At 70.3% G+C, this 15,347-nt stretch carries 15 protein-coding genes; 8 read left to right on the plus strand and 7 right to left on the minus strand.

The features are described from left to right. Nucleotides 1–86: 86 nt before the first annotated feature. Genes OIE49_RS12380 through OIE49_RS12390 form a run of 3 tightly spaced genes read left to right on the plus strand, consistent with a single transcriptional unit; the run spans nucleotide 87 to nucleotide 1,647 of the window. Nucleotides 87–974, plus strand: coding sequence for a helix-turn-helix domain-containing protein (locus OIE49_RS12380; RefSeq protein WP_326802359.1), 888 nt, complete (start codon nucleotides 87–89; stop codon nucleotides 972–974). A 3-nt stretch (nucleotides 975–977) separates the two neighbouring features. Next, the gene (locus tag OIE49_RS12385) at nucleotides 978–1,181 is read left to right on the plus strand and encodes a DUF397 domain-containing protein (RefSeq protein ID WP_326802360.1); all 204 of its coding nucleotides are present in this window, start codon (nucleotides 978–980) and stop codon (nucleotides 1,179–1,181) included. Continuing rightward, the gene (locus tag OIE49_RS12390; protein ID WP_326802361.1) at nucleotides 1,162–1,647 is read left to right on the plus strand and encodes a hypothetical protein; all 486 of its coding nucleotides are present in this window, start codon (nucleotides 1,162–1,164) and stop codon (nucleotides 1,645–1,647) included. Before OIE49_RS12385 ends, OIE49_RS12390 begins: the two co-directional genes overlap by 20 nt. A 21-nt stretch (nucleotides 1,648–1,668) precedes the next feature. On the opposite strand, the gene OIE49_RS12395 is transcribed toward OIE49_RS12390, so the two are convergent. Beyond that, complete coding sequence (locus OIE49_RS12395; protein ID WP_326802362.1) at nucleotides 1,669–1,941, minus strand: hypothetical protein; 273 nt, start codon at nucleotides 1,939–1,941, stop codon at nucleotides 1,669–1,671. A 147-nt stretch (nucleotides 1,942–2,088) separates the two neighbouring features. Here OIE49_RS12395 and OIE49_RS12400 point away from each other — a divergent pair, with 147 nt between their 5' ends. Beyond that, a complete protein-coding gene (locus OIE49_RS12400; protein WP_326802363.1) occupies nucleotides 2,089–2,691 on the plus strand; it encodes an ArsR/SmtB family transcription factor in 603 nt (200 codons plus the stop codon). Nucleotides 2,692–2,763: 72 nt separating this feature from the next. On the opposite strand, the gene OIE49_RS12405 is transcribed toward OIE49_RS12400, so the two are convergent. Further along, entirely contained in the window at nucleotides 2,764–3,264 is a 501-nt protein-coding gene (locus OIE49_RS12405) for a GNAT family N-acetyltransferase (protein ID WP_326802364.1), read from the minus strand. A 331-nt stretch (nucleotides 3,265–3,595) separates the two neighbouring features. Here OIE49_RS12405 and OIE49_RS12410 point away from each other — a divergent pair, with 331 nt between their 5' ends. Next, nucleotides 3,596–4,141 (plus strand): hypothetical protein, encoded by a 546-nt coding sequence (locus tag OIE49_RS12410; protein ID WP_326802365.1) that lies wholly within the window; start codon nucleotides 3,596–3,598, stop codon nucleotides 4,139–4,141. 172 nt (nucleotides 4,142–4,313) lie between these two features. Next, nucleotides 4,314–4,931 (plus strand): class F sortase, encoded by a 618-nt coding sequence (locus tag OIE49_RS12415; protein WP_326802366.1) that lies wholly within the window; start codon nucleotides 4,314–4,316, stop codon nucleotides 4,929–4,931. A 90-nt stretch (nucleotides 4,932–5,021) separates the two neighbouring features. Here the strand turns inward: OIE49_RS12415 and OIE49_RS12420 are convergent, their stop codons facing one another. The 4 genes from OIE49_RS12420 to ppdK all read right to left on the minus strand — a co-directional run bounded on the left by OIE49_RS12420 (nucleotide 5,022) and on the right by ppdK (nucleotide 9,503). Further along, a complete protein-coding gene (locus tag OIE49_RS12420; RefSeq protein WP_326802367.1) occupies nucleotides 5,022–5,456 on the minus strand; it encodes a PIN domain-containing protein in 435 nt (144 codons plus the stop codon). Beyond that, nucleotides 5,453–5,713 carry a CopG family transcriptional regulator gene (locus OIE49_RS12425; protein WP_100567184.1) on the minus strand — a complete coding sequence of 87 codons (261 nt, stop codon included), beginning with the start codon at nucleotides 5,711–5,713 and terminating at the stop codon, nucleotides 5,453–5,455. The genes OIE49_RS12420 and OIE49_RS12425 overlap by 4 nt, the downstream gene beginning before the upstream one ends. A 50-nt stretch (nucleotides 5,714–5,763) precedes the next feature. Beyond that, nucleotides 5,764–6,546, minus strand: coding sequence for a sulfite exporter TauE/SafE family protein (locus OIE49_RS12430; protein ID WP_326802368.1), 783 nt, complete (start codon nucleotides 6,544–6,546; stop codon nucleotides 5,764–5,766). 209 nt (nucleotides 6,547–6,755) lie between these two features. After that, a complete protein-coding gene (gene ppdK / locus OIE49_RS12435) occupies nucleotides 6,756–9,503 on the minus strand; it encodes a pyruvate, phosphate dikinase (protein ID WP_326802369.1) in 2,748 nt (915 codons plus the stop codon). Nucleotides 9,504–10,815: 1,312 nt separating this feature from the next. On the opposite strand from ppdK, the gene OIE49_RS12440 reads away from it, so the two are divergent. Further along, the gene (locus OIE49_RS12440) at nucleotides 10,816–12,501 is read left to right on the plus strand and encodes a CDP-alcohol phosphatidyltransferase (protein WP_326806206.1); all 1,686 of its coding nucleotides are present in this window, start codon (nucleotides 10,816–10,818) and stop codon (nucleotides 12,499–12,501) included. 64 nt (nucleotides 12,502–12,565) lie between these two features. Here the strand turns inward: OIE49_RS12440 and dusB are convergent, their stop codons facing one another. Then, entirely contained in the window at nucleotides 12,566–13,708 is a 1,143-nt protein-coding gene (dusB, locus tag OIE49_RS12445) for a tRNA dihydrouridine synthase DusB (protein WP_326802370.1), read from the minus strand. Between the two features lie 93 nt (nucleotides 13,709–13,801). Here dusB and OIE49_RS12450 point away from each other — a divergent pair, with 93 nt between their 5' ends. Next, a complete protein-coding gene (locus OIE49_RS12450; RefSeq protein WP_326802371.1) occupies nucleotides 13,802–15,247 on the plus strand; it encodes an MFS transporter in 1,446 nt (481 codons plus the stop codon). Nucleotides 15,248–15,347: the final 100 nt, after the last annotated feature.

A 15,347-nucleotide genomic window follows, 5' to 3' on the forward strand; every position in this document is an offset into this window, starting at 1 on the left:
TACCCGGAAGATATCCACCGATCGTGTTGCGACAGTCGCCCCGCACCGAGCAAACTTGCTCCGCGCGGCCCCGAAGGAGAAACCAAGTGACGGCCAGTCAGGCACGGCAGGGGAACAGCACGTCCAGCGTCCTTGGACGCAGACTGGGAGCTGAACTCATCAGACTCCGCAACATGGCCGGACTCACTCAACCGGCGGCCGCGAAGGTGCTCTCCGCTTCCACAGCAAAGGTCGCCAAGCTGGAGGGCGGCTGGGTTCCCGTACGTGACCCCGACATCCGCGCCCTGTGCGAGCTGTACGGAGTCCGTGATCCCGGCATCGTAGGCGGGCTCCTGGAGTTGGCGCGGGTTGACCGCGAGCGCCGCAAGGCCAAGGGCTGGTGGGACGACTACCCGATCCACGGCGTCTTGCAGGAATACGTCGCACTGGAGAACGCTTCGACAGCAATCAAGGTCTGGCAACCCGCCTTCATTCCTGGGCTGCTTCAGACCCCGCAGTACGTACTCGCCCTGAGGAAGAGCCCCATCACCACCCCGGCCATGAGGGAGCAGTCCGACGAGGACTTCGTCACAGCTCGCATCACACGACAACAGCGCCTCTCCTGCGAAGCCCCGCTGCTTCTCCACACGGTGATCTACGAAGCGGTACTGAGGAACATGCCCGGCGACGCCGAAACAGCTCGCGGCCAGCTCGACCACCTGACAGCAGCGGCCGGCCTCCCGAACGTCAGCATCCGGGTCTTCCCCTTCGGCGCGGGCACCCACTTCGGCTTGAACGGCTCGTTCAACATCCTTTCGTTCGCCGAACCCGGAGCCATGGACATCGTGTACGTAGAGGCCCCTTTCGCTCAGCGATGGGTAGAGGGTGGCGAGGGCGCCGCAGCCTACGATGAACTGTTCACCATGGTTGCCGAACAGTCCCTCGACGAGCGGGAATCCGTCTCGTTCCTCCACAAGCTGCGGAAGGAACTTTGAACCATGCCCGTCTTCAGATACCGCAAGTCCAGCTACAGCGATCCCGAAGCCGAGTGCGTCGAGGTAGCCACCAACATCTCCACCACCATCGCCATACGAGACTCCAAGCACCGCAACGGCCCCTCCCTCCACGTCACCCCAGCCGCCTGGACGGCCTTCGAGCGGACCGTGCGGGAAGGTATGGCCTGTGACCAGCCAGGCGGCTGACGGCCCCGGCCGCGAGTTCGTACTCGTCGACGGCCTGAGCCCTGCGGATGTCACGGCGGTTCACCGCGAGGCGCTTCGCGTGCTGCGGTCCACCATCGACTCGGCGCACCTCGACGCCTACAGCGGCGCCGACTGGCCGCCTGCGGTGCTGCACTCGTACGAACGCGCCCTGTCCCTGGCGCGGGAGGCGGTGGCGGACGGGAGTCGCTCGCGGCGGTGCGATCCCGGGATGGGGATCGACATCGATGTCCGCGACGACGAACAGTTCGCGGTGCTCTCGGACTTGGCCTGCTGCACGATCCACGCCGAAGGCAGGCAGGGGAACCGGTTGGTCTTCAGTGCCAGCGACTCGGGAACCTCCCTGTGGATCAACGTCACACGGGATCAGGAGGAAGAGCTTCTGGCCCGGTTGGACGGTCTGGGAATCCCGTCGACCGCGCTCGCCGTCCGGCGTCACGGACGCTGACGCGCACCTCCGGGCCGCACGTCAGCGGCGGCGAGTGGTCAGCAGCCAGGCCACGTCGATGGCCGTGATCGCGCCCCAGATCCAGCAGACGGCCGTGACCCCGGCCGGCGCGAGTGCCGTGGCGAGGGCGCCGAGGCCGATCGAGCCCAGTACCACTCCGGCGCTGCGCCGGGTGGCCAGCGCGGCGCGCAGGGGGCCCGGGTCGGCCAGGCGGTCCTCCAGGTACGCGTCGAAGGCCTCGGCGACCTGGTCGTCGATCTCGTCGCGTAACCGGGAGTTCAGCGCTTCCGGCATGCTCGTGATCTTTTCCGTCTGCATCTCGCCCCCGGGTGTTCGGCGGGCCCGCCGTGGACCGCGATGCCCCCAAACTAGCGAGTGCAGAGCTTCTCTGCAAAGGTTCTCTGCGATTATTGCAGAGAACCTTTGCAGTAGGGTGAGCCCATGGCTGAGCGTCCCGAGACAAGAGTTCTCACCGGCCCGGACCTCAAGGCGTTCTACAAGGCACTGTCCAACCCGGTGCGCCGCGACATCCTGAGCTACCTCGGCGAGCACGGTGAGGCGAACTCCACCAGCGTCGCCAAGGCGCTGGGCGAGAGCACCGGCACGACCAGCTACCACCTGCGCAAGCTCGCCGACCTCAAGCTGATCGCCGAGATCGAGGAGCGGTCCAGCGGCCGGGAACGCTGGTGGAGATCACTGATGACGGACATCTTCACGCCCCCGGGTCTTGAGATGACGGACGACGAGCGCGACGCAGCGCTGAAGATCGGCGCGCTCAAGATGACGCAGGACCTGAATCTGGTCGTCAAGGCGTACGCCGGTTACGACACTTCGGCGGGCTGGAATCAGATCTACCGCTCCGGCCTGTGGATGACGCAGGAGCAGACGGCGGCGTTCGCCGAGGAGTACCAGGCCCTGCTGCACAAGTACGTGACGGAGCCGGGCGACCGACCCCCCGGCTCCCGCCACATGGCCGTACGCCTGGTCATGCTGCCGAACGAGGGCCCCGGCCCCACCCTGCCGACGGAGACGGACGGGGATTAGCCGCGCGGCAGCGAGCGAGAGGGCTCGCTACCCACGGCCGGGGTCCGCGTCCGTGGCCAGGCGAGCGTGGCGCTAGACGTCGAAGCGCACGCCCTCGTACTCCAGTTTCTGCCGCTCCAGGCCCTCCACCGCGAAGCCGGCCGCCGTGGCCACCGCGCAGGAGGCCGGGTTGTTGACCCGGTGGCCGAGTTCCAGGCGGAAGAGTCCGGCGTCGTCGAACGCCCATCGCGCCAGGGACCGGCAGGCCCGGGAGGCGACGCCCTTGTCCCTGGCGGCCGGGACGGTCCAGTAGGACACCCATCCGGTCGCGTGACGCCGGTTGACCGCGCCCACCGCCACATTGCCCAGCACGGTGTCCCGCCCGTCGACGACGGCGAACGCGAAGGCCGAACCATCCCGCCACCGTTCGCTCTGCCCCGCGAGCCAACGCTCCGCCGCGTCCGCCGATGTCACCGGCTCACTGGCCTGTCCGCGCATCAGAGGGTCCGCGAACGCGGTCAGAACCGCCCGCACGTCCCCGGCCGACCAGCGGCGCAGCCACAACCCCGTCGATGCCTCCACGTGATCACGCATCGTCGAAGTCTGCCGCCCACCGGTCGTGCAGCACCACGGGACGGGTGACAGGGACGACGGTGAGCAAGGCGTCCATGCCTTTGAGGTCATCCGTTCACCCCCGCGCCGCGCGCCCTTCCGGGTGGTCTCCGACGTGTCGTCAGCAGGTTGGGCTTGACCTGGCCAAACGCCCGCCCCTGGGGGCGGTCCGGGGTGGGTGACCGGCACCCGTTCACCGTATTTCTGACACGCCTTCAGGGAGCGGCGGCGGCCGCGTGCGCTTTACCTCGGAAGAGCAAGGGCACGACCGATGCGGGTCGTGCCGCCGTGGAGCGAGCCCGGAGGAGCACCGATGCGACGTACCGCCGCCCGTCCGCCGGCCAGGGCCGTGGCCGGGGCTGTGCTCGCCGTGGCCGCCGTATCCGCCGTGGGCGGTTTGGCCGCGCCCGTGTACGGCGCGGCCGGCGGCAGTCTGGAGGTGTCCCCGTACTCGGTCGAGCCGGGCGGTCAGGTCACCGTGAACACCAAGGGGTGCGGCAAGAAGGCGGCCGCGGCGGGCGACGCCAGCGCGGTCGGCGCGGGGCCCTTCACTCTGGCGCCCGGCTCGCACGAGGGCGAGGCGGTCGGGCGGTTCCGCGTGCCGGACAGCGCACAGCCGGGGACGTACGAGATCGTCGCGCAGTGCGCCGACGGCGACCGGGAGGTCAAGGGCGACCTGATCGTCACGCTGATGGCCGCGCAGGGGCAGGTGGAGCCCCGGGGAAGTGTGAAGACGGGGGTCGGCGGCGGGCTGGGCCGCGACCCCGTGCGGACCGCGGCCGGTGTGGCGGCTCTCGCCGTCGCCGCCGCGGGCGGTACCTGGCTCCTGCATCGCCGGGCGAGAGGCGACGGGATCTGACGGACACCCTCCGCTGTCCGTCCGCCAGTACCGCACGTCCCCTCCCCCCTCCGGGTGCGACGCCCCTCGCGCCCCGGAGGGGGGTGCGGGGCACCGAGTCCGGGAGGGGTCCCGGAAGGGGCCTGAAGGGGGCCGGAAGGAAGCCCGCGGGGTTCCGAGAAGGGTCGTCCCCATGCGCATAGGCAACACCGCGATAGCGACCGTCACCGTGGTCGCCTTCTGCTCCGGCGTGTGGCTGCTGTACAGCGGCGCCGAGACGCACGCCCCGCCCCAGCCCGGTGCGGCTCAGGGCGTGTTCGACCCCGGTGAGGAAGCGCGCGCCGCCCCCGCGCTGCCGCCGTCCCCGCCCATGCGCATCCGCATCCCGTCCATCCGGATCGACGCCCCGCTGACCGGCCTCGGTCTGACGAAGTCCGGCAGCCTCGACGTCCCTCCCGCCGGCGACAAGAACCTGGCCGGCTGGTACGAGGCGGGCACCACCCCCGGCGAGCGGGGTACTGCGATCGTCGCCGGCCATGTCGACAACGCCCAGGGACCCGCCGTCTTCTACAACCTCGGCGCCCTGAAGAAGGGCAGCACCATCGAGGTGGACCGCCGCGACGGCGGAGTCGCCGTCTTCACCGTGGACGCCATCGAGGTCTACGAGGCCAAGGACTTCCCCGACGAGAAGGTCTACGGCGTCGCCAAGCGCCCGGAACTGCGGATCATCACCTGCGGCGGCGGCTATTCCAGGTCCACCGGCTACCAGGGCAACGTGGTCGTCTTCGCCCACCTGACCGGCAGCCACTGAACCGTCGCCCTCAGGACGGTTTCCGGACACGACCCGGTACGGGTGGCCGCGTACTGGGCCACGCCTCGGCCCCTGACCGCCGAAGACCGCTCAGGCATCGTCGGGCAGCAGCTTGAACGCCTTGAACTTGCCGAGCGGCCGCACTGCGCGGAAGTCCCTCCGATCCGTGGTCAGGATCATCTCGGTGGAGTAGACATCGGCGAGGACGACGTTCACCGCGTCGGCGAGATCGAGGTCGAGATCGCAGTAGCGGTCCCGGATTGCCTCCGCCCGGTCGAGGACTTTCGGCCCGACCTCGGGGACCACGGCACGCAGGATCCTGGCTCGGCTGCGCAGATCGGCGAGGATGCTGCGCGCGGCGGCTCTGCCGAAGAGGCGGGTCCCCATGTGGTCGAGTTCGGCCACGACGAGCGGTGACACCACAACGAGGCCCGCCGCGCCCAGTGCGTGCGCACAGCCGTCCGAGTCCGGGTTGTCCTCGTCGTAGGCGGCGAGAACAGCGCAGGTGTCAGCGACGACGATCACGCTTCAGCGTCCCTTTCCCGCCTGCGCACGACTCCCTCGGCAACAGCGTCCCGAACCGCCTGCTTGTCGATCGGCGCGCCGCCACTTCGGAACTTGCGCGTCACGAACGGCTCGTCCCAGGTGCGCTCCGACAGCGCGGCGAGATGGATCGCCCGGCGGATTATCTCCGCCTCGGAGATCCCCTTCCGCTCCGCGGCTTCCTTGATGATCGCCAGATCCTCGGCGTCGGCATACACATTGGTCCGCTTGAGAGTCATGTACCGAGCGTAGTACACATCGACTCCAGTGCCCGCCGCTGCGGCGCCGCCTACGCCACCCACTGCTGGTAGGCCATGTTCGCCACCAGGGCGAACACCACCGTCAGCAGCACGATCCGGACGAAGCCGCTGCCCTTCTTCAGCGCGGTGTGGGCGCCCAGCGCGCCGCCCGCCAGGTTGAACACGGCCAGCACCGCCGCCAGTTGCCACAGGATCACGCCCTGCCAGGCGAAGGTGGCTAGGGCCCCCGCGTTGGTGCAGCAGTTGACGATCTTCGCGGTGGCGGAGGCGGTCACCAGGTCCAGGTGGAGCACGGCGGTCAGGGCCAGGACGAGAAACGTGCCGGTGCCGGGTCCGATGAGTCCGTCGTAGAAGCCGATGCCGAGGCCCGCGAGGCCGATCGCCGCGAGGATCCGGCGGCGGGTGGCCGGACCGGGCGCCGGGGCGGTGCCGAACGAGGGGCGCAGGATCACGAAGGCGCCCACCCCGAGCAACACCACCATGATCACCGGCTTGAGCACCTCGGTGCTCATCCCGGCCGCGAAGAACGCCCCGGCGGAGGACCCGGCGAGCGCGGCCAGTCCGATGCGGACGGCGGTGCGGACGTCCACGGGTGCCCGGCGGACGTAGGTGACGGCCGCGCCGGTCGTGCCGACGATGGCGACCGCCTTGTTGGTGCCGAGCGCGGCGGCGGCCGGGGTGCCGGCGGGCAGTCCCAGCAGCAGCGCCGGCAGCAGCAGGAGACCGCCCCCGCCGACCACGGCGTCGATCCACCCGGCCGCGAAGGCGGCGAGGCACAGGAGGACGACCACGGTCAGCGATATGTCGGGCATGATCGCGACCCTAGGCAGGGATGCGTGGGCAGTCCACGTATCTGAGGGACTTTTGAGGTCCACTGGCCGTGCGCGCTGCCGTGTGTGCTCCGACGTAAAAGAAGGGCGGCGTCCCCGCACGGGACGCCGCCCCTCCTCTTTCGTGGACCGGAGTCCTCGTCGTAATCGGTAGTGAGGGTCGGGGACCACGACGAGGACTCCGGAGTCTGTTACCGGTGGTCGCTGCCCTCCGCCTCGACCGAGGCCCGGCCGGCCTCCAGGCGTGCCACCGGGATACGGAAGGGGGAGCAGGAGACGTAGTCCAGGCCCACCTCGTGGAAGAAGTGGACGGACTCGGGGTCGCCGCCGTGCTCGCCGCAGACGCCGAGCTTGAGGTCCGGGCGGGTGGCCCGGCCGGCCTGGACGGCGGACTTCACCAGGGAGCCGACGCCGTCCCGGTCGATCGTCTCGAACGGCGACACCCCGAAGATGCCCTTCTCCAGGTAGGCGGTGAAGAACGACGCCTCGACGTCGTCGCGGCTGAAGCCCCACACCGTCTGGGTCAGGTCGTTCGTGCCGAAGGAGAAGAACTGGGCCGCCTCGGCGATCTGGCCTGCGGTCAGCGCGGCCCGCGGAAGCTCGATCATCGTGCCGATCGCCAGCTTGAGCCGTGTGCCGGTCGCCTCCTCGACTTCGGCGATGACCTGGTCGGCCTCCTCGCGGACGATCTCCAGCTCCTGGACGGTGCCCACCAGCGGGATCATGATCTCGGCGCGCGGGTCGCCCTTGGCGGCCCTGCGCTCGGCGGCGGCCTCGGCGATGGCGCGGACCTGCATGGTGAACAGGCCGGGGATGACCAGTCCGAGGCGCACGCCGCGCAGGCCGAGCATCGGGTTCTGCTCGTGCAGGCGGTGCACGGCCTGGAGCAGGCGCAGCTCGTTCTCGTGCGGCTCCTGCCGGGACTCGGCGAGAGCCACGCGCACCGACAGCTCGGTGATGTCGGGCAGGAACTCGTGCAGCGGCGGGTCGAGCAGGCGGACCGTGACCGGCAGGCCGTCCATGGCCTCGAACAGCTCCACGAAGTCCTGCTTCTGGAGCGGCAGGAGCTGCTTGAGGGACTCCTCGCGCTCGACCTGGGTGTCCGCCAGGATCAGCCGCTCCACCAGCTCGCGGCGGTCGCCGAGGAACATGTGCTCGGTGCGGCACAGACCGATGCCCTGGGCGCCGAAGCGGCGGGCGCGCAGCGCGTCCTCGGCGTTGTCGGCGTTGGCGCGCACCCGCAGGCGGCGCTTGCGGTCGGCGAAGGCCATCATCCGGTGGACCGCCTCGACGAGTTCGTCCGCGTCGTCGGCGCCCGGGTGCATCCGGCCCTCGAAGTACTCGACGACCGGGGACGGGACGACCGGGACCTCGCCCAGGTACACCTTGCCCGTGGAGCCGTCGATGGAGATCACGTCGCCCTCCTCGACGACGTGCCCGCCGGGGACCGTCATCCGGCGGCGCTTGGTGTCGACCTCCAGGTCCTCCGCGCCGCAGACGCACGTCTTGCCCATGCCCCGGGCGACGACGGCCGCGTGGGAGGTCTTGCCGCCGCGGGAGGTCAGGATGCCCTCGGCCGCGATCATGCCGTCCAGGTCGTCGGGGTTGGTCTCCCGGCGGACCAGGATGACCTTCTCGCCCGAGCGGGACCACTTGACGGCGGTGTACGAGTCGAAGACCGCCTTGCCGACCGCCGCGCCCGGGGAGGCGGCGATGCCGCGGGCGACCTGCTCGACCTTGGCCTCCTCGTCGAACCGCGGGAACATCAGCTGCGCGAGCTGGGCCCCGTTGACCCGCTTCAGCGCCTCGGCCTCGTCGATCAGGCCCTGGTCGACGAGCTGGGTGGCGATGCGGAACGCGGCACCGGCGGTGCGCTTGCCGACGCGGGTCTGCAGCATCCAGAGCCGGCCGCGCTCGATGGTGAACTCGATGTCGCAGAGATCCTTGTAGTGGTTCTCCAGCGTCTCCATGATCTGCATCAGCCGGTCGTACGACTTCTTGTCGATCCGTTCCAGCTCCGCCAGCGGGACGGTGTTGCGGATGCCCGCGACCACGTCCTCGCCCTGCGCGTTCTGCAGGTAGTCGCCGTAGACGCCCTGCTGCCCGGAGGCGGGGTCGCGGGTGAAGGCGACGCCGGTGCCGGAGTCGGGGCCGAGGTTGCCGAACACCATGGAGCAGATGTTGACGGCCGTGCCGAGGTCGTGCGGGATGCGCTCCTGACGGCGGTAGAGCTTGGCGCGCTCGCCGTTCCAGGAGTCGAAGACCGCCTTGATGGCGAGGTCCATCTGCTCGCGCGGGTCCTGCGGGAAGTCGCGGCCGGCCTCCTTCTTGACGATCTTCTTGAAGGTGGTGACCAGCTTCTTCAGGTCGGCGGCCTCGAGCTCGGTGTCGACGGTGACCTTCTTGGTCTCCTTGGCCTTGTCGAGGGCGTCCTCGAAGAGGTCGCCCTCCACGCCGAGCACGGTCTTGCCGAACATCTGGATGAGGCGGCGGTAGGAGTCCCAGGCGAACCGCTCGTCGCCGGCCTGCTTGGCCAGGCCCTGCACGGACTTGTCGGAGAGGCCGATGTTCAGGACGGTGTCCATCATGCCGGGCATGGAGAACTTCGCGCCGGAGCGAACGGAGACCAGCAGGGGGTCGTCGAGCTGGCCGAGCTTCTTGCCCATCTTCTGCTCGAGCGCGTCGAGGTGCGCGCTCACCTCGTCACGGAGTGCCGCGGGCTCCTCGCCACTGTCGAGGTAGACCTTGCAGGCCTCGGTGGTGATCGTGAAGCCCGGAGGGACCGGAAGGCCCAGGTTCGTCATCTCGGCCAGGTTCGCGCCCTTGCCGCCGAGCAGGTCCTTGAGGTCCTTGTTGCCCTCGGTGAAGTCGTAGACAAACTTCACGCCGTCAACACTGGTGCCGCGATCGGCTACCTGGAGATCTTTGTTTTCCGACACGGGTCTCGACTCCTCGAGGACGCGGTGGCTGCCCTGACGGCCAGGAACATACCCAGATCAAAGGCCGATGGGTACGTCCACTTGTGGGTCATGCGCCCGTAACCAGTCGTCCGCCAGCGGATCGAAAGTCAAGGCTTGGCAAGCCGTCGGGTGCAGATGTTTTCACTTCTTGAACGAATCAACGCTCGCAGACCCGTCCAGCCGCTCACATGAGCGGCTCTCGTCACGTCTGTTTTCGATCGATGAACGATCAATGGATGGCACTGAGTGCCACCCATTGGAGAAGTGCAGCCGCTCACGATCCGCTCATCTGAGCGCAACCCTTATCAAGGGTGGCGAGAATCACGCTGCCACAAGCGCTCGAATATCACCATGCGGACGACCTCCGGCCCCGTGGCCGGGGAGCCGTTTGCCGGGTGTTTGCCCGGCGCCTGTGAACACGGATGAGGGCCTGGCCGTACGGGTGTGCGGCGGGCCCCCGCGTGGCCCGCCTCCTCAGCGACGCCGCGCACGGAAGGACCTTCGGGTGCCTCAGCACACGGATACACGCCAGTCATCGGGTGCACCATCGGACCCGGCCGGAGAACCGGCGTCGCAGGGGGGCGGGAGCGAGGCCGCCGCTTCACACCTGGCGGAGCCCGGCTCGGGCGCGGAGTCCAAAGACGCGGAGTCCCAGGGCGCGGGCGAGCCGGGCGCAGGCGCGCCCGCCGGCACGGGGACTCCCGGGGACGACGAGCCCCCGGCGGCCTCCAAGACCGAGGAGGCGAAAGCCGCCGCCAACGGGGCCGCCACCGCCGACGCCGAAGCCTCCAGCGAGGCCGCCGCCGAGGGCGACGAAACCGACGAGCGCGCCGCCAAGGACGACCAGGCCGCCGTGCTCGCCGACGAGGGCGCCGAGCTCGCCTCCAAGACCAGCGAGGCCGCCGACGAGCCTGCCGGGACCGCCGCCGAACCCGCCGCCAAGACCGACGACACCGGCGAGCGCGCCGCCAAGAGCGCCCAGCCCACCGAGGCCCCCGCCGAGGGCGTCCAGGCCGACGAGCCTGCCAAGGCCGCCGCCGAGCCCACCGACGAGTCCGCCGAGGCCGACGAGTCCGCCGAGCCCACCGCCCAGGGCGCCCAGCCCACCGAGCCCCCCGCCGAGGGCGTCCAGGCCGACGAGCCTGCCAAGGCCGCCGCCGAGCCCACCGCCGAGTCCGCCGAGGCCGACGAGCCCACCGCCAAGAGCGACCAGCCCACCGAGCCCCCCGCCGAGCGCGACCGGGCCGACGAGCCCGCCAAGGCCGCCGCCGAACCCGCCAAGGCCGCAGCGATACGGCCCTGGCAGCTTCGCAAGGGCTGGCGCGGTTGGCAGGGGGCGCATCCCGTGGCCGCGCGCCGGGTGTCCCACGCGGTCACCCTGTTCGCGCTCCTGCTCGTCGCCGCCGCGCTTCTGCTGCCGAACAAGGAGGCGCAGTTCCAGGTCGCGGCGTTCACGCGGCTGCCGGTGGAGGGGCTGCTCCTGGGGGGCGTACTGCTCGTACTGCCGCGCCGGCCGCGGGTGGCCGTGGCGGTGCTCGGCGGGCTGGCGCTCGGCGTGCTGACCGTGCTGAACCTGACGGACATCGAGTTCAACCAGTACCTGGGCCGCAGCTTCAACGTGGTCCTCGACTGGGAGCTGCTGGACGACGCGCAGTCGTACCTCGCGGACACCCTCGGCGGGACCACGGCGCTGCTCGCCGCCGCCGGGGTCGTCCTCCTCGTCCTGGCGGTGCTCGCCGTGATGGCCCTCGCGGTCGTGCGCCTCGGTGACCTCCTGGCCCGCGACAAGGCCCGCTCGACGCGCGGACTGCTGTTCGCCAGCGTGGTGTGGATGACGTGCATGGCCCTGGACATCCAGATCTCCGGCGTCCCGGTGGCCTCCCAGCACACGGTCACCATGGTCAAGTACCACGACCAGGCGCTGCGCACCACGATCCGGGACGAGCGGGACTTCGCGAGGACGGCGGAGGCCGACCAGTTCGGCGGGACCCCGGCCGGCGAACTCGTACCGGACCTGCGCGGCAAGGACATGATCTTCACGTTCATCGAGAGCTACGGCCGCAGCGCGATCGAGGACCCGATACCCGCCCCGGGCGTCACCAAGACCCTCGACAGCAGCACTGAGGCCCTGGCCGAGGCGGGCTTCCACGCCAGGACCGGCTGGCTGACGTCGGCGACGTACGGCGGCGGCAGCTGGCTCGGCCACTCCACGTTCATGTCGGGCCTGTGGGTCGACAACCAGAACCGCTACCGGACGGTGACCTCCAGCGACCACCTGACCCTGACCGAGGCGTTCAAGAAGACCGGGGCCTGGGACACGGTCGGCGTCATGCCGGGCGTGCAGAAGGGCTGGCCGGAATCGAAGTGGTACGGCCTGGACAAGGTCTACAACGCCTTCCAGATGGGCTACGCGGGGCCCAAGTTCAGCTGGTCGACCATGCCCGACCAGTACGCGCTGGAGGCCTTCCAGCGTCTGGAGCACGGCAAGAAGCGCGACAAGCCGCTGACCTCGTTCGTCATCCTGACCTCCAGCCACCAGCCCTGGGCGCCGGTGCCGGAGATGGTCGACTGGGACAAGCTCGGCGACGGCTCGGTCTACAAGGACATCGAGGCGGCCGGCAACAGGCCGGCCGACGTCCTCACCAGCTCCACCCGCTCCAGCGAGGAGTACGGCAAGTCGGTCGAGTACTCCGTGACCGCCCTGACCCAGTGGCTGGAGCGCTACGGCAAGGACGACACCGTGCTCGTGGTCCTCGGCGACCACCAGCCCAACGCCCGGGTCAGCGGCGACCACGCCAGCCGTGACGTGCCCTGCTCGATCATCGCGAAGGACCCGAAGGTCCTGGACAAGATCGCCGACTGGGGCTGGACGGAGGGCCTGCGCCCCGACCACGACGCCCCGGTGTGGAAGATGAGCGACTTCCGCGACCGCTTCCTGACGGCGTACGGCTCCACGCCGCACCCGTCGACGGGCTGATCGCCGGGCCGACGGCGGGCGGGGTCCGTTCCCGGCCCGCCGTCGGCGCGGGAGCCGGAACGCCTCAGCCGCCCGAGGTGTCCAGTTCGGCGTCCTCGCCGACGCCCGCGCAGTCGTAGGGGTCCTTCAGCCAGCCGTCCGGCAGTACCACCCGGTTGTTGCCGGAGGTACGGCCGCGGGGCCCGTCGGCGCCGGCCGGCCAGGGCTGGTCGAGGTCCAGCTCGTCGAGGCCGGCGCGCAGTGCCTCCAGCGAGGAGGTGATCGCCAGCCGCTTGCGCATCTCGGAGCCGACCGCGAAGCCCTTCAGGTACCAGGCGACGTGCTTGCGGAAGTCGATCACACCGCGCGACTCGTCGCCGATCCACTCGCCGAGCAGCGTGGCGTGCCGGACCATGACGTCGGCGACCTCGCGCAGGGACGGCCGGGCCAGGTCCTGGACCCGCCCCTCGAACGCCGCCACCAGGTCGGCGAACAGCCACGGCCGGCCCAGGCAGCCGCGGCCCACGACCACACCGTCGCAGCCGGTCTCCCGCACCATCCGCAGCGCGTCCTCGGCCGACCAGATGTCGCCGTTGCCGAGCACCGGGATCTCGGGCACGTGCTCCTTCAGGCGCGCGATGGCGTCCCAGTCCGCCGTGCCGCCGTAGTGCTGGGCGGCCGTGCGACCGTGCAGCGCGATCGCCGTCACGCCCTCCTCGACCGCGATCCTTCCGGCGTCGAGGTAGGTGATGTGGTCGTCGTCGATGCCCTTGCGCATCTTCATCGTGACCGGCAGGTCGCCGGCCCCGCTGACCGCCTCGCGCAGGATCGCCCGGAGCAGGTTGCGCTTGTAGGGGAGGGCCGAGCCGCCGCCCTTGCGGGTCACCTTGGGCACCGGGCAGCCGAAGTTGAGGTCGATGTGGTCGGCGAGGTCCTCCTCCGCGATCATGCGGACGGCCTTGCCGACGGTGGCCGGGTCCACGCCGTACAGCTGGATCGAGCGCGGGCGCTCGCTCGCGTCGAACCTGATGAGCTGCATGGTCTTGTCGTTGCGCTCGACCAGCGCCCGGGTCGTGATCATCTCGCTGACGTACAGGCCCTTGCCCTGGCTGAACTCCCGGCACAGGGTGCGGAAGGGCGCGTTGGTGATACCGGCCATGGGGGCCAGCACCACGGGTGGCCGGACGGTGTGCGGGCCGATCTGGAGGGAGGACTCGGGCGTGGGCATTCCCCCATTGTCGCGTATCGGCCGCCACGTATCGGCACAGATCATGTAGCGGTCATTAGTTAACCGCACTATCGAAGTCGTACCATGGAACGCATGCTCGAGCTCAGCCATCGACGACGGCTCCTGGTTCTCGCGATCTGCTGTATGAGCCTGCTGATCGTGAGCCTGGACAACACCGTTCTGAACGTCGCCCTGCCCTCGATGCAGCGCGAGTTGCACGCGAGCACGTCCGGCCTGCAGTGGACCATCGACGCGTACACGCTGGTGCTCGCCTCGCTGCTGATGCTCGCCGGTTCCACGGCCGACCGGATCGGCCGCAGACGCGTCTTCATGGCGGGGCTGGTCGTCTTCGGCATCGGCTCGCTGCTGTGCTCCCTCGCGCCCGACCTGGAACTGCTGATCGTGTTCCGCATGCTGCAGGCGGTCGGCGGCTCGATGCTCAACCCGGTCGCCATGTCGATCATCACCAACACCTTCACCGACCCGCGCGAGCGCGCCCGCGCGATCGGGGCCTGGGGCGCCGTGGTCGGCATATCCATGGCCGCCGGCCCGCTCGTCGGCGGTCTGCTGGTGGAGTCGGTGGGCTGGCGCTCGATCTTCTGGATCAACCTGCCGGTGGCCCTGGCCGCCCTGCTGCTCACCGCGCGCTTCGTCCCCGAGTCCCGCGCACCGAAGGCCCGCAGGCCCGATCCGGTCGGCCAGATCCTGGTCATCGCCCTGTTCGGCGCGCTGACGTACGCGATCATCGAGGCCCCGGTCTCCGGCCTCGCCACGATCCTGCCCTTCGCCGTCGTCGCGCTCGCGGCCCTGCTCGGCCTCCTGTGGTACGAGCCGCGCCGTGCCGAACCCCTCGTCGACCTGCGCTTCTTCCGTTCGGCGCCGTTCAGCGGGGCCACCGTCATCGCGATCAGCGCGTTCGCGGCGCTCGGCGGCTTCCTGTTCCTGTCCACGCTCTACCTCCAGAACGTGCGGGGCCTCGACGCCCTGCACGCCGGCCTGTGGATGCTGCCGATGGCGGCACCGACCTTCCTGTGCGCGCCGCTGTCCGGGCGGCTGCTCGGCACCCGGGGGCCGCGGCTGCCCCTGCTGATCGCCGGAATGGCCATGACGGTGAGCGCGGTGCTGTTCGCCGCGTTCGAGGCGGAGACCTCCGACCTCACCCTCGTCATCGGGTACGTCCTGTTCGGCGTCGGCTTCGGCTTCGTCAACGCGCCGATCACCAACACGGCCGTCTCCGGGATGCCGCGGGCCCAGGCCGGGGTGGCCGCCGCAGTCGCCTCCACCAGCCGCCAGCTCGGGCAGACCCTCGGGGTCGCGGTGGTCGGCGCGCTGCTGGCCGCCGGGGTCGGCTCCTCGTCCTACCGGGACGCGTTCGTTCCGGCGGCCCGGTACGGATGGTGGGTGCTGGTGGTGTGCGGTGCCGCGGTGCTGGCACTGGGCGCGGTCACCAGCGGCCGGTGGGCCAGGGGGACCGCCGAGCGCACGGCCGAGCGGCTCCAGGAGCACGAGGTGCGGCAGGCGGCGGGCATCGGCGCCTGAGTGCCCGGGAATCCCGACCCGCAGAAGGAAGTCCGGCGACCGGGCCCGGGCAGCGCGGAGGGAGTCCGGCGACCGGTGTCCCGGGCCGCACAGGAAGCGA

This window comes from Streptomyces sp. NBC_01788 (assembly GCF_035917575.1).
Classification (GTDB): Bacteria; Actinomycetota; Actinomycetes; order Streptomycetales; family Streptomycetaceae; genus Streptomyces.